Source organism: Ralstonia sp. R-29 (genome assembly GCF_049913345.1).
In the GTDB taxonomy this organism is placed as follows: Bacteria; Pseudomonadota; Gammaproteobacteria; order Burkholderiales; family Burkholderiaceae; genus Ralstonia.
In genome coordinates, this window is record NZ_CP184377.1 from 1,454,138 (window position 1) to 1,468,315 (window position 14,178).

At 63.4% G+C, this 14,178-nt stretch carries 13 protein-coding genes; 11 read left to right on the forward strand and 2 right to left on the reverse strand.

The window, feature by feature from the left end:
• Nucleotides 1–36: 36 nt before the first annotated feature.
• Nucleotides 37–891 (reverse strand): outer membrane protein assembly factor BamD, encoded by an 855-nt coding sequence (locus ACN9M1_RS06855; RefSeq protein WP_426398467.1) that lies wholly within the window; start codon nt 889–891, stop codon nt 37–39.
• A 15-nt stretch (nt 892–906) separates the two neighbouring features.
• Here ACN9M1_RS06855 and ACN9M1_RS06860 point away from each other — a divergent pair, with 15 nt between their 5' ends.
• Complete coding sequence (locus ACN9M1_RS06860) at nt 907–2,031, forward strand: RluA family pseudouridine synthase (protein ID WP_426398468.1); 1,125 nt, start codon at nt 907–909, stop codon at nt 2,029–2,031.
• Nucleotides 2,015–2,824 (forward strand): peptidoglycan editing factor PgeF, encoded by an 810-nt coding sequence (gene pgeF / locus ACN9M1_RS06865; RefSeq protein ID WP_426398469.1) that lies wholly within the window; start codon nt 2,015–2,017, stop codon nt 2,822–2,824. Before ACN9M1_RS06860 ends, pgeF begins: the two co-directional genes overlap by 17 nt.
• A 4-nt stretch (nt 2,825–2,828) precedes the next feature.
• On the opposite strand, the gene ACN9M1_RS06870 is transcribed toward pgeF, so the two are convergent.
• Nucleotides 2,829–3,050: a hypothetical protein gene (locus ACN9M1_RS06870; protein ID WP_426398470.1), complete on the reverse strand. Its 222-nt coding sequence runs from the start codon at nt 3,048–3,050 to the stop codon at nt 2,829–2,831.
• Nucleotides 3,051–3,317: 267 nt separating this feature from the next.
• On the opposite strand from ACN9M1_RS06870, the gene phaC reads away from it, so the two are divergent.
• The 9 genes from phaC (at nt 3,318) to ACN9M1_RS06915 (ending at nt 14,129) form a co-directional block, all read left to right on the forward strand.
• Entirely contained in the window at nt 3,318–5,111 is a 1,794-nt protein-coding gene (phaC, locus tag ACN9M1_RS06875; RefSeq protein ID WP_426398471.1) for a class I poly(R)-hydroxyalkanoic acid synthase, read from the forward strand.
• Between the two features lie 87 nt (nt 5,112–5,198).
• On the forward strand, nt 5,199–6,380 hold the full coding sequence (locus ACN9M1_RS06880; protein ID WP_426398472.1) for an acetyl-CoA C-acetyltransferase: 1,182 nt from the start codon (nt 5,199–5,201) through the stop codon (nt 6,378–6,380).
• A 122-nt stretch (nt 6,381–6,502) separates the two neighbouring features.
• Nucleotides 6,503–7,243: a 3-ketoacyl-ACP reductase gene (locus ACN9M1_RS06885; RefSeq protein WP_426398473.1), complete on the forward strand. Its 741-nt coding sequence runs from the start codon at nt 6,503–6,505 to the stop codon at nt 7,241–7,243.
• Nucleotides 7,244–7,650: 407 nt separating this feature from the next.
• Nucleotides 7,651–8,205: a polyhydroxyalkanoate synthesis repressor PhaR gene (phaR, locus tag ACN9M1_RS06890; RefSeq protein WP_021194616.1), complete on the forward strand. Its 555-nt coding sequence runs from the start codon at nt 7,651–7,653 to the stop codon at nt 8,203–8,205.
• 205 nt (nt 8,206–8,410) lie between these two features.
• Nucleotides 8,411–9,391, forward strand: coding sequence for a tRNA dihydrouridine synthase (locus ACN9M1_RS06895; RefSeq protein ID WP_426398474.1), 981 nt, complete (start codon nt 8,411–8,413; stop codon nt 9,389–9,391).
• A gap of 67 nt (nt 9,392–9,458) precedes the next feature.
• A complete protein-coding gene (gene rimO / locus ACN9M1_RS06900; protein WP_063391196.1) occupies nt 9,459–10,820 on the forward strand; it encodes a 30S ribosomal protein S12 methylthiotransferase RimO in 1,362 nt (453 codons plus the stop codon).
• Between the two features lie 113 nt (nt 10,821–10,933).
• Nucleotides 10,934–12,118, forward strand: coding sequence for a beta-ketothiolase BktB (bktB, locus tag ACN9M1_RS06905; protein WP_426398475.1), 1,185 nt, complete (start codon nt 10,934–10,936; stop codon nt 12,116–12,118).
• The gene (locus ACN9M1_RS06910; protein ID WP_426398476.1) at nt 12,093–12,842 is read left to right on the forward strand and encodes a hypothetical protein; all 750 of its coding nucleotides are present in this window, start codon (nt 12,093–12,095) and stop codon (nt 12,840–12,842) included. Before bktB ends, ACN9M1_RS06910 begins: the two co-directional genes overlap by 26 nt.
• A gap of 75 nt (nt 12,843–12,917) precedes the next feature.
• A complete protein-coding gene (locus ACN9M1_RS06915; RefSeq protein WP_426398477.1) occupies nt 12,918–14,129 on the forward strand; it encodes a cystathionine beta-lyase in 1,212 nt (403 codons plus the stop codon).
• The last annotated feature ends 49 nt before the right edge of the window (nt 14,130–14,178 follow it).

Genomic DNA, 14,178 nt, shown 5'->3' on the forward strand with positions numbered 1-14,178 from the left:
TGACCGGGCTTTTTGTTTGCGCTGTTCAGGCGCCCCTTACCACCATTGGTACCAGGGCTTGCTCTTCTTGCGCTGGCCGTAAGCGAGGAAATCGCTGTTGGGGTAGTTCTGCTTGATGATGCGTTCGGTGTCGTCGCGCATGTCCTTCATGCCCAGCGCCTCGTACGACTTCATCATGATGTACAGCGCTTCTTCCACAGCCGGTGCGCGGTCGTAATCCTTGATGGCGTCCTGCGCGCGGTTGACAGCGGCCAGATAGGCGCCGCGGCGGTAGTAGTAGCGCGCCGCGCCCACTTCATGCTCGGCCATCGCGTTCACGATGTACTGCATGCGCTGGGTGGCGTCTGGCGTGTACTTGCTGTTCGGGAAACGCGTGACCAGCGTCTTGAACGCATCGTAGGCAGCACGCGCAGCCTTCGGATCGCGCTCGCTCAGATCCTGGTTCGAGAAGCGGCCGAGCCAGCCCAGGTTGTCGTTGAAGTTGATCAGGCCCTTGAGGTAGTAGGCGTAATCCACGCTGGGGTGATTCGGGTGCAGCTGAATGAAGCGGTCGACCGCAGCCAGTGCAGCAGCGGTTTCGCCATCCTTGTAGTTGGCGTAGGCGGTTTCGATCTGCGCTTGCTGAGCGAACGGGCCAAACGGATAGCGGCTTTCGAGCTTTTCGTAGTACTTCACGGCCTTGGCGTAGTCGCCGCCGTTCAGGGAGTCCTTCGCTTCCGAATATAATTTGTTGGCCGACCAGCCCGCCGTTTCGTCTTGCTGTTCCGGCAGGATGCCGCAGGCCGAGATGGCAAGGCATGCACCTGCCACCAACACTGCTCCGATTTGCGCGCGGATTCGACCGCCGAAACGACCATCAATACGCGCCTGCTTTACGCTCGTGACCGACATGGGCACCTTTTTTGAATGAAAAATCGCACCAAGGATTATAGCCCAAGCCCTGTGTCGGACGACGCAGCGGCTGACGTTTCCCTCACTGGGCAGGAAACCGCGCAGGACACCGATGAGGCCCTCGACGACGAAGCACTGGACTTGCCCGTCGCTGGCGTGGTTCAGGCGGCCGAGCCGATCATCGTGGAGATTCCCGAGGCCATGCATGGCGAACGCCTGGACAAGGCGCTGGCCAAGCTGCTGCCCGATTACTCGCGCAGCCGCCTGCAGCAATGGATCGACGCTGGCGCTGTCCGCGTCGATGGCGCCGCGGTGCGCCCGCGTGCCGCAGTGTCCGGCGGCGCCCGCATCGAGGTCGTGCCGCAGCGCGCGGCTGACGAGAACGCCTTCGTGGCGGAGCCGATCGAGCTCGACGTGGTGTACGAAGACGATACGTTGCTCGTCATCAACAAGCCTGCCGGGCTGGTCGTGCATCCGGCTGCCGGCAACTGGAGCGGCACCGTGCTCAACGGGCTGTTGCATCGCTATCCGGCGGCTGTGGAATTGCCGCGCGCTGGCATCGTTCATCGGCTCGACAAGGACACGTCGGGCCTGATGGTCGTCGCCAAAACGCTGCCCGCGCAAACCGACCTTGTGCGCCAGTTGCAGGCGCGCACCGTCAAGCGGACTTACCTGGCGCTGGTGTGGGGTGAGACGCCGGAAGAGGCCACCATCGACGCCCCGATCGGCCGTGACCCGCGCGACCGCACGCGCATGGCCATCATCGAAACGGCCAGCGGCAAACCGGCGCGTACGCATTTCAAGACGCTGGATGTGGTGGACGTGGGGCGGGCGCAGGTGTCCCTCGTGCGCTGCCAGCTGGAGACGGGGCGCACGCACCAGATCCGCGTGCACTTTGAATCGGAAGGCCATCCGCTGTTGGGCGATCCGGTGTACACGCGCAACTTCCGTCGTGGCCAGCCGCAGACGATCAAGGCACAGCTGCCGGTGCCGTTTGCGCGGCAGGCATTGCATGCAGTGCGCCTGGGCCTGGTGCATCCTGCGTCGGGCAAGTCGGTGCATTGGGAAGCCCCTGTGCCGGACGATTTTGCCGAACTGATGGAAGCCCTGGACCTGGACCCCGATGTCGATTTCACCTGATTGGATCGTTCCCGACTGGCCGGCCCATCCGCGCGTGAAGGCGCTGGCGACGACGCGCCTGGGGGGCGTCAGTGCCGGCCCCTACGGTTTGGCTGGCGGCTTGCCGGGCGGGCTGAACCTCGGCACGCACGTGGGCGATACACCCGAGGCCGTTGAGCAGAATCGCCGCATTCTGCGCGCGGCGCTACCCGCCGAGCCTGTTTGGATGGAGCAGGTGCACGGCACCGGCGTGGCTGACCTTGATCAGCTCGTCAATACGCCGACACCCGTGGTTGCCGACGCGGCTGTCGCGTCTTGGCGAGACCGCGTCTGCGTGGTCATGACCGCCGATTGCCTGCCGGTGTTGCTGAGCGATGCACGCGGCGTGACCGTCGGTGCGGCACATGCCGGATGGCGTGGCCTGTGCGGCGGCGTGATCGAGCGCACGATCGACGCGATGATGCAACGGCTACGCGCCAGTGGCCAGGAAGCTGATCCGACATGGCTTGCATGGCTCGGGCCGGCCATCGGTCCCTCTTGCTTTGAAGTGGGCGCGGAGGTGCGGCAAGCCTTTATCGACGCGGCCCAGCCAACCGAGTTGTCAGCCACCGAGGCTGCGTTTGTGCAAGGTGAGGGCGAGGGAAAGTTTTTTGCCGACCTCTACGCGCTCGCCCGACTGCGGCTGGCACGCGTAGGTTGCACGGACGTATATGGCGGTGGTCTGTGCACGATGATTGACGCTGAGCGCTTCTATTCCTACCGCCGTGATCGCACAACCGGTCGCATGGCCACGCTGATCTGGCGGGCTGAGTGATGGCTTAAACGGCGCTGTCGCCTGAGGTGGCGGCGTTCGCCTTTTGCTCAGCTTGCTCCTGCGCTCGGCGCCGCCGTTTGCGTGCGGGATAGCCGACGATCCACAGGAAAAGCGCCAATGGCGCCGCGCCATACAGAACAAATGTACTGATGCCGGCGACCCACGATTGCTCAGTCAACGACATCATCAGCACGACATACAGCCAGGCGATTGCGACGATATACATGGGGAACAGGCCCGACGTTGGCGCAATGGGGCAGTCTCGCATGAAACGGTGCCGCTAGGTGCATAGCCCGCCGCCACGCTTAGCCATTTGGCCGATGCCTGTGCTCGGGGGGATGCGGCAAAACCCGCGCTGGATCAAGGTTTTCGGCCAATCATCAGGTTCCTCTGATTGACAGTCTTGAAACGGCAAGGCAACAATGCCCCGCAACACTGCGATTTGCGCCGCTTCCCGAACGGAGTGGCGTCTATCGTACGCATCGAGGGCACTATGGCATCGCGTCAATCGACATCTTCCAAAGCATCTAGCGCCCACACTCAAGCCCCCTGGCAGGGCTTGTCGGACCCAGCGCAGTGGGCGGAGCAGTTCAAGCAATGGCAAGCCTTTGCGGGCGCCTTTGCCCAACCCGGTGCAGCCGCGCCGGGTTTCGGCCAGTTCAACGGCGGACAAGTGGGCGAGGGCGCCGTGCCCTTCGCACTGATTCCGCCCGAGCGATTGGCAGAAATCCAGCAGAAATATCTCGAAGAATGGCTGCAGATCTGGCGCCATATGAGCACTGGCGAAAGCGCCGAGGCGGTAGCGCCGTCCGATCGCCGCTTTTCGAACGATGCCTGGCGCAAAAGCCCGCTATACGGCTATGCGGCTGCCTTTTACGTGCTCAATGCGCGCACGCTGATGGAAATGGCCGATGCCGTGCAAGCCGACGCCAAGACGCGCGAGCGCGTGCGCTTTGCGGTCTCGCAGTGGACGGCTGCCATGTCGCCGTCCAACTTCCTGGCGACCAATCCGGAAGCGCAGAAGCACCTGATTGAATCGCGCGGAGAATCCCTGCGTACAGGCATTCTCAACATGCTGCAGGACATGGAGCGCGGCAAGATCTCGCAGACAGACGAGACCGCCTTCGAGATCGGCCGCAACGTGGCCAACAGCGAGGGTGCAGTCGTTTTCGAAAACGACTATTTCCAGCTCATCCAGTACAAGCCACTGACGGCCAAGGTGTATGCGCGGCCGCTGCTGCTGGTGCCGCCATGCATCAACAAGTACTACATCCTCGACTTGCAGCCGGCCAATTCGCTGGTGCGTTATGCGGTGGAGCAGGGCAATACGGTGTTCCTGGTCTCGTGGCGTAACCCGGATGCAAGCATGGCGTCCCGCACGTGGGACGACTATATCGAAGGCGGTGCCATTGAGGCGCTCCGCGTAGCGCGCGAGATTTCCGGCCAGGATCAGATCAATGCGCTGGGCTTCTGCGTGGGTGGCACGATCCTGTCCACCGCATTGGCTGTGCTGGCTGCGCGCGGCGAGCATCCCGCCGCCAGCCTGACGTTGCTGACGACACTGCTGGACTTTACCGACACCGGCATCCTTGATGTCTTCGTCGACCAGGCCCAGGTGGAAATGCGGGAGAAGACCATCGGCGCCAATGCGCCGACCGGCCCTGGCCTGCTGCGCGGCGTGGAACTGGCGAACACGTTTTCGTTCCTGCGCCCGAATGATCTGGTCTGGAACTACGTCGTCGAAAATTACCTGAAGGGCAAGACGCCCGCACCGTTTGACCTGTTGTACTGGAACGGTGATTCGACCAACCTGCCGGGCCCTTGGTACTGCTGGTATTTGCGCCACACGTATCTGCAGAATGATCTGAAGACGCCGGGCAAGCTGAGCGTGAACGGCACGCCCGTCGACCTCGGTAAGATCAAGGCCCCCGTCTATATCTACGGTTCCCGCGAAGACCACATCGTCCCGTGGCAGTCGGCGTATGCGTCCGTGCCGCTGCTCAAGGGCGAGCGGCGCTTCGTGCTGGGCGCGTCGGGCCACATTGCGGGCGTCATCAACCCGCCTGCCGCGAACAAGCGCTCGCACTGGATTAACGCCAAACTGCCGGAAACCGCGGAAGCATGGTTTGAGGGCGCCAAGGAGCACCCAGGCAGCTGGTGGCCGGATTGGTCAAGCTGGCTCGCCTCACACGCTGGCGCGCAGAAGGCGGCGCCCAAGCGTTACGGCAATGCGGACTACCCCGAGATCGAGCCCGCACCCGGCCGCTACGTCAAACAGAAAGCGTAAGATCGCGCGCATCAACCCCCGTTGCCGTGGCGGCTACGGCCGCTGACGGTTCCCACGACTCCCTCTTGAATGTGGAAGGTAAGCAAAATGACCGATGTTGTGATCGTATCGGCGGTACGTACCGCCGTGGGCAAGTTTGGTGGCTCGCTGGCGAAGATTGCTGCGCCTGATCTTGGCGCGGCCGTTATCCGCGAGGCTCTGGCACGCGCAAAGGTGTCGCCGGAGCAGGTGAGCGAAGTCATCATGGGCCAGGTGCTGACGGCCGGCTCGGGCCAAAACCCGGCACGCCAGTCTGTCATCAAGGCCGGGCTGCCCAACATGATTCCCGGCATGACCATCAACAAGGTGTGCGGGTCGGGCCTGAAGGCCGTCATGCTGGCGGCGAACGCCATCATTGCTGGTGATGCCGATATCGTCGTGGCCGGCGGACAGGAGAACATGTCTGCTGCGCCGCACGTGCTGCCGGGCTCGCGAGACGGCTTCCGCATGGGCGACGCCAAACTCATCGATTCGATGATTGTGGACGGCCTGTGGGACGTCTACAACCAGTACCACATGGGTATCACGGCGGAGAACGTTGCCAAGGAGTACGGCATCACGCGCGAGGCGCAGGACGAGTTTGCCGTCGCTTCGCAGAACAAGGCAGAAGCCGCGCAAAAGGCTGGTCGCTTCAACGACGAAATCGTTCCGATCCTGATTCCGCAGCGCAAGGGCGATCCGATCGCCTTTACGCAGGACGAGTTCGTCCGCCACGGCGCAACGCTGGATTCGATGGCCGGCCTGAAGCCCGCATTCGACAAGGCTGGCACGGTGACGGCGGCCAATGCGTCGGGCTTGAACGACGGTGCCGCGGCCGTGGTGGTGATGTCCGCCGCCAAGGCCAAGGAGCTCGGCCTGACGCCGCTGGCGACGATCCGCGCGTACGCCAGCGCTGGCCTGGACCCGAAGGTCATGGGGATGGGCCCGGTGCCGGCATCCAAGCGGTGTCTGTCGCGCGCGGGCTGGTCGGTGGACGATCTGGACCTGATGGAAATCAACGAGGCATTCGCTGCGCAGGCGCTTGCCGTGCATCAGCAAATGGGCTGGGATACGTCCAAGGTCAACGTCAATGGTGGTGCGATTGCCATCGGCCACCCGATCGGCGCTTCGGGCTGCCGCATCCTGGTGACGCTGCTGCACGAAATGCAGAAGCGCGACGCGAAGAAGGGCCTGGCCTCGCTGTGTATTGGCGGCGGCATGGGCGTGGCGCTGGCGGTTGAGCGCCCGTAAATTTTTTGCGGATTGGACGGCGCCATGTGGAACAAAAGTCGCATGCGCCGATCCGAGACACACCGAGCATTTCCGCCCAGCAAACGGCCGGGCGGCTCTAACAACAAGGACCAGGAGTGGACATGACCAAACGCATCGCATACGTCACCGGCGGCATGGGCGGTATTGGAACGGCGATTTGCCAGCGCTTGGCGCGCGACGGTTTTACCGTGGTTGCTGGTTGCGGCCCGAACTCGCCGCGCAAGGTGAAGTGGCTGGAACAGCAGAAGGCACTGGGTTTCGACTTTGTTCCGTCCGAAGGCAACGTCGGCGACTGGGAATCGACCAAGGCCGCGTTTGACAAAGTCAAGGCTGAGGTGGGCGAGGTGGACGTGCTCATCAACAATGCCGGCATTACGCGTGACGTGGTGTTCCGCAAAATGACCCGCGCCGATTGGGATGCCGTGATCGATACCAACCTGACGTCGCTGTTCAATGTGACCAAGCAGGTCATCGACGGCATGGTGGATCGTGGCTGGGGCCGCATCATCAATATCTCGTCGGTGAATGGTCAGAAGGGCCAGTTCGGCCAGACGAACTACTCGACGGCCAAGGCCGGCCTGCACGGCTTCACGATGGCGCTGGCGCAGGAAGTGGCTACGAAGGGCGTGACGGTCAACACCGTGTCGCCGGGCTATATCGCTACGGATATGGTGAAAGCGATTCGTCAGGATGTGCTCGACAAGATCGTCGCCACGATCCCGGTCAAGCGCCTGGGTGAGCCGAACGAGATCGCTTCGATCTGCGCGTGGCTGGCATCCGAAGAATCCGGCTTCTCCACGGGCGCGGACTTCTCCCTCAACGGCGGCTTGCACATGGGCTGACCGCTCAACGCCGATGCTGCGGCGTTGCTGCAGCATCGGCGCAGCAATTTTCCCCTTGGTTTGTCTGCAGTGCTGCGGTGCTCAATTGCATCGCAGCAGTCGTTTTTGCGTTTGTACCACCGCGGTTCAGGTGGGGCGGTCGTATCAAAATGCTGCGGGTTTTTACCGGGGAACGTCGCCTTTTCTTTGCAGGGCGATCCGCATAGAATCCAACCACGGAGGCGCTCCGCAGGGAGACACGGGGCGTCCGATCATAACCGGATGCATCTGCGCTGAGTTTGCATTGAAGCATTCGCACAATGCGAATCGACACAGTCGCGCAACCGCGTTTTGCTGCACCGCCCGGTGCAGTCATCTCGCACTGCATCGGCTGCACCGCAGCAGCATCGCCAACACGGAAAGGCACGATGGCCACCAGCAAGAAGGGCACTGAACGGCTGATCAAGAAATATCCAAACCGCCGGCTCTACGATACGCAGACCAGCACGTACATCACGCTGGCAGACGTCAAGCAGCTCGTGATGGAAACCGAGGAGTTTCGCGTGGTCGACGCGAAGTCCGGTGAAGACCTGACCCGCAGCATCCTGCTGCAGATCATCCTGGAAGAGGAAACCGGCGGCGTGCCGATGTTCTCCGGCTCGATGCTTGCGCAGATCATCCGCTTCTACGGCAACGCCATGCAGGGGATGATGGGCACGTATCTGGAAAAGAACATCCAGGCGTTTGTCGACATCCAAAGCAAGCTCGCCGAGAACTCGAAGGATCTGTACAGCGGCAACAGCTTCAACCCCGACATGTGGTCGCAGTTCATGAACATGCAGGGGCCGATGATGCAAGGCATGATGAGCAACTACATCGAGCAGAGCAAAAACCTGTTCGTGCAGATGCAGGAGCAGATGCAGAGTCAAGCCAAGAACATGTTCGGGACGTTTCCGTTCAACCAGCCGCCTGAAAAGAAGTAAGTTCTTGCGGCTGACAAGGCAAGGCGAATCGCATGGCGGTTCGCCTTTTTTGTTTGGGGCGCGAGATAGTGCGGCAAGGTAAAATACGTGCCCTTCAGGTGAGGCATGCGTCTCATCGACGATCATGCCTCCCGCCCCGGTTTCCCATGTTTGATGTCCACGCCCGGCTTGCACGCCGGTTATCCTCCGCCGTTGCGTGCGCCGCATGAGCCGGCTGTTGCTTGCCCCGATGGAGGGGGTCGCGGATTACGTGATGCGCGACGTGCTGACACAGGCCGGCGGCTATGACGGCTGCGTCTCGGAATTCGTCCGGGTGACGGGCTCGCTGCTTCCCTTTCGTACCTACGAGCGTGAAACGCCGGAAATCGCCAACGGCGGCTATACCGCCAGCGGCACGCCGATGGTCATCCAATTCCTCGGCAGCGATCCGGAATGGCTGGCCCGCAATGCCGCCTATGCCGCGACCCTGTCGCCGCACGGGGTTGATCTGAACTTCGGCTGCCCGGCCAAGGTCGTGAATCGGCATGGCGGTGGCGCGATGCTGCTTGCGACGCCGGAAGTGCTGCACGACATCGTGCGCGCGGTACGAGCGGCGGTGCCAGCCCACATTTCGGTGACGGCGAAGATGCGGCTGGGGGTGTCGGATACCTCGCGGGCAATTGACTGTGCGAGGGCGCTGGCCGAAGGCGGTGCCGAATCGCTGGTCGTCCACGCCCGCACGCGCGATCACGGCTATCGCCCGCCTGCGCATTGGGATTGGATCGCGCGTATTGCCGATGCCGTGAGCATTCCCGTGACCGCCAACGGCGAAGTCTGGACCGTTGCCGACTGGGAGCGCTGCCGTGCCGTCAGCGGTTGCGATGACGTGATGATTGGGCGCGGTGCGGTGTCCGACCCGTTCCTGGCCCAGCGCATTCGCGGGCAGATGGACCAAGCGCCGTCCGCCGCCGAATGGCCGATCGTGCTGGGTTATCTCGCCGATTATCTGAAGAAGCTGCATGCCCGCATTCAAGCCAAGCACGAGCATGGCCGCGTCAAACTGTGGCTCAGCTATCTGAAGCGGACGTGGCCGCAGGCCGCGGAGTTGCACGATGCGATCCGCCGTCTGCAAAACGCGTCAGATATCGAGCGCGTGATTGAACAGATGCAGCTCCAGCTTGGTCGCCCAAGCACGGCGAACGGTTAAAATACGCAACCGCGCGGCACACCCGGTGTGCGCAGCGCAACTCCTCTCCCCACATCAGGTTGTTCCCATGTCCGACGTCAGTACCCAGAGCCCGAAGGTGGGCTTCGTTTCGCTCGGTTGCCCCAAGGCACTCGTCGATTCCGAGCAGATCATCACCCAACTGCGCGCGGAGGGGTACGAGATCTCCGGCACCTACGGCGGAGCGGACCTGGTGGTCGTGAATACCTGCGGCTTCATCGACGAGGCGGTGCAGGAAAGCCTGGACGCGATTGGCGAAGCGCTGGCCGAGAACGGCAAGGTGATCGTCACCGGTTGCCTGGGCGCCAAGAAGGACGCCGCCGGCCAGGACATCATCACCAGCGTGCACCCGAAAGTGCTGGCCGTGACCGGCCCTCATGCGTTGGGCGAGGTGATGGAAGCGGTGCATACGCACCTGCCCAAGCCGCACGATCCGTTTATCGACCTGGTGCCGCCGCAGGGCATCAAGCTCACGCCCAAGCACTACGCGTATCTGAAGATTTCCGAAGGCTGCAACCACCGCTGCAGCTTCTGCATCATCCCGTCCATGCGTGGTGATCTGGTGTCGCGCCCGGTGGCAGAAGTGATGCTGGAGGCGGAAAACCTGCTGAAGGCCGGCGTGAAGGAACTGCTCGTCATCTCGCAGGACACCAGCGCCTACGGCGTCGACGTCAAGTTCCGCACGGGCTTCTGGAATGGCCGCCCGCTCAAGACGCGCATGACCGAACTGGTGGCAGCGCTGGGCGAACTGGCATCGCAATATGGCGCATGGGTGCGCTTGCATTACGTCTATCCGTACCCGAGCGTGGACGAAGTGATGCCGCTGATGGCCGAAGGCAAGGTGCTGCCGTATCTCGACGTGCCCCTCCAGCACGCCCACCCGGATGTGCTCAAGCGGATGAAGCGCCCGGCCAATGCCGAAAAAACGCTCGACCGCATCCGCGCCTGGCGTGAGGTGTGCCCGGAACTGACCATCCGCAGCACGTTCATCGCCGGTTTCCCGGGCGAGACGGAAGAAGAATTCCAGACGCTGCTCGACTTCATCGCCGAGGCTGAGCTGGATCGCGTGGGCTGCTTCGCGTATTCGCCGGTCGAAGGCGCGACGGCCAACGATCTGCCGGGCGCGCTGCCCGACGAGGTGCGCGAAGAGCGCCGTGCGCGCTTCATGGAAGTGGCCGAGCGCGTGTCGGCGCGCCGCCTGCAGCGCAAGGTCGGCAAGACGCTGCGTGTGCTGGTCGACGAAGTGAACCAGGATGGCGGTATCGGCCGCTCGTCGGCAGATGCGCCGGAAATTGATGGACTGGTCTACATCGCGCCGCCGTCGAAGCCGTACAAGCGCTACAAGGCGGGCGATTTCGTGTCGGTCAAGATCACCGGCGCGGACGGTCATGACCTTTGGGGCGAGGTTTAAGGTTCGGGGTTCCTGGGGTTCCTCTTTAGGTAATCGCACCTAAAATTTGCGAACGGTCGTGCGTTTATACTGGCCGCCATCCAATTTCAATCGCGATGGCACAGGAGACAGCAATGGCACGTGAAGTGGTGGTGGTCAGCGGCGTTCGTACCGCAATCGGCGAATTTGGCGGTAGCCTGAAAGACGTGGCGCCGTGCGAGCTGGGCGCGCTGGTCGTGCGCGAGGCGCTGGCCCGCGCCGGCGTGAAGGGCGAGGAGGTTGGCCATGTGGTGTTCGGCCACGTCATCAACACCGAGCCGCGCGACATGTATCTCTCGCGCGTGGCGGCTGTGAACGGCGGTGTGTCAGCCGAGACGCCCGCATTCAACGTTAACCGCCTGTGCGGCTCGGGCCTGCAGGCCGTGGTGAGCGCCGCGCAGACCATCCTGCTGGGCGACGCCGATGTTGCCATTGCCGGCGGTGCCGAAAGCATGAGCCGCGCCCCGTACCTGGCACCCGCTGCCCGCTGGGGTTCGCGCATGGGCGACGCCAAGATGGTCGACATGATGCTCGGCGCGCTGCACGACCCGTTCCACACGATCCACATGGGCGTGACGGCAGAAAACGTCGCCCGCGAATTCGGCATCAGCCGCGAGCAGCAGGACCAGACCGCGCTGGAATCGCACCAGCGTGCGTCGCGTGCCATCCAGGCCGGCTACTTCAAAGACCAGATCGTTCCGGTGACGATCAAGTCGCGCAAGGGCGACATCCAGTTCGATACCGATGAGCACGTCCGCCACGACGCGACCATCGACGACATGACCAAGCTCAAGCCGGTCTTCGCGAAGGAAAACGGCACCGTCACCGCAGGCAATGCCTCGGGCCTGAACGATGCCGGCGCGGCGCTGGTGCTGATGGAGCGCTCGGAAGCGGAGAAGCGCGGTCTCAAGCCGCTGGCGCGTCTGGTTTCGTATGGCCACGCTGGTGTGGAGCCGAAGATCATGGGCATTGGTCCGGTGCCGGCCACGCGCAAGGCGCTGGAACGTGCGGGCCTGACGGTCAAAGATCTCGACGTGATCGAAGCCAACGAGGCTTTCGCCGCCCAAGCCTGCGCGGTGACGAAGGAACTGGGCCTGGACCCGGCCAAGGTCAACCCGAACGGCTCGGGCATTTCGCTCGGCCACCCGATTGGCGCAACGGGGGCTTTGATTACGGTGAAGGCGCTGCACGAGCTGCAGCGCATTGGTGGTCGCTACGCGCTGGTGACCATGTGTATTGGTGGAGGACAAGGCATTGCGGCGGTGTTTGAACGCATCTGAGCGCAGAATTTCGATTGAACGCCTGATGTGGCCGACCGGCGCGCTGCTCGCGCTGGTGTTGGCCGCAGGCGCGGTGCCGGTGTCTGCCCAGACGCCGGCCGCCAACAACGGCTATGACGTTTCGACCGGCAGCATGAATGTGCAGCCGGCCGACCTCGGGCTGAACCGTGCCATCGCGGACGGCGACAAACGGCGCGCCGCGCAAGCCGCCAAGGCCGGCAATGGCTTCTCTGCCCAAACCGAGCCGGCCCACGTGCTGCAACCGCAGCCCGACTACGCGAAATACCCTGTCTACACCGGCGTCATCGGCGACATGCCGATCCACATGCGCCTTGGCCGCAAGACCGGTGAAATCGACAGCGTCCACGGCGAATACGTCGCCGGCAAAGCAGCGGGCGTGCGTCTCGTGACCGGTGAGTATGAAAACGGCGGCTTCCTGATGGAGGAGTCGGATGACGGCACGCACGTCACCGGCACGTGGGAAGGCGCCATCGACGGCCACGGCATCGTGCGCGGCACATGGACGGACGTGGCCCACGATGGCCATACGCTGCCCTTTGTGCTGCGGCCCGTCGCGGTGGTGGTGATTCCGCCGTACGATGCCGCCGCCAACAGCAATGCCGCCGTAGCCGCGACACCCCTGGTGCCCGCAAGCCCCGGGAAGATTGCCCCTGCGCCCGTGCTGCCGCCGGTTAACCCCGCGCGGTCTGGCGCGCACTGGTAAGCTGCCGGGTCAGCGGCAAAATCAGCGGCCAGCCGCCGCTCATTCGCCACGCACCAGGAATTCCAGGAATCGCCCGTGACCGACGACACCAAGCTCCCGCCCATGTTCCCTGCCACCCAGGCTGTGCATCCGGATCTGCACGTTCCGGCCGGCTTTGCGGCGTTCTCGCATGCCACGCATCGCGCATCCACGGTGGTCTTCAAGAACCTCGCCGACATGCGCGCCTTTGGCAGCGGCAGCGTGGTGCACTGGCGCTACGGCCTGCATGCCACGCCGACGTCCGACACGCTGTGCCAGGCGCTGGCGCAGATCGAAGGCGGCTCGCATACGCTGCTGCTGCCCTCGGGGCTGGCGGCGATTTCGCTGGTGTACTTCACGCTCATCAAGTCCGGCGATGACGTGCTGGTGCCCGACAACGCCTACGGCCCGAACCGCGATCACGGCGAATGGATGGCGCGACAGTTCGGCATCACCGTCCGCTACTACGACCCGATGATCGGCGCTGGTATTGCCGACCTGATCCGCCACAACACAAAGCTGGTGTGGCTCGAAGCGCCGGGTTCGGTGACGATGGAAGTGCCCGACTGCACGGCCATTGCCGAGGCGGCCCGCGCAGCAGGTGCGATCACGGCCATCGACAATACCTGGAGTGGCGGCGTGTACTACCAGCCGTTCGAGCACGGGATCGACATCTCTGTGCAGGCGCTGACCAAGTACCAGTCCGGCGGCAGCGACGTGCTCATGGGCGCCGCCATCACCAACGACGAGGCGCTGCACCACAAGCTGCTGGCTACGCGCATGCGCATGGGGTGGGGTGTGTCGGCGGACGACTGCTATTTCGTGCTGCGCGGCCTGCCGAGTCTGCCGACGCGCTTGGCTGCCCACGACGCGCACGCGCGCGAAGTGGCGGAATGGCTGGCGGATCGCCCAGAGATCGTACGCGTGCTGCACCCGGCGCTACCCAGCTGTCCAGGTCATGAAAACTGGAAGCGCGACTTTACTGGCGCGAGCGGCTTGTTTTCGATCGTGCTGCACGAACGTTATTCGCAGGCACAGATTGACGCCTTTATCGAAGGCCTGCGCTACTTTGCGATCGGTTTTTCGTGGGGTGGGGCGAACAGCCTGGCACTGCCGTACAACATCCCATCGATGCGCACGGCGACTGCGTGGCCGCCGGCCGATTGGGAGAACGCGGGTGGGTTCGTGCGGCTGTATATCGGCCTGGAAGATCCGCGCGACCTGATTGCCGATCTCAAGCAGGCGATGGAGACGCACCTGCGGGCTTGATCCGGTCAGTCCGTCAGGGCTATGGAGCGGGGCGCGCAGGTTGCGCCCC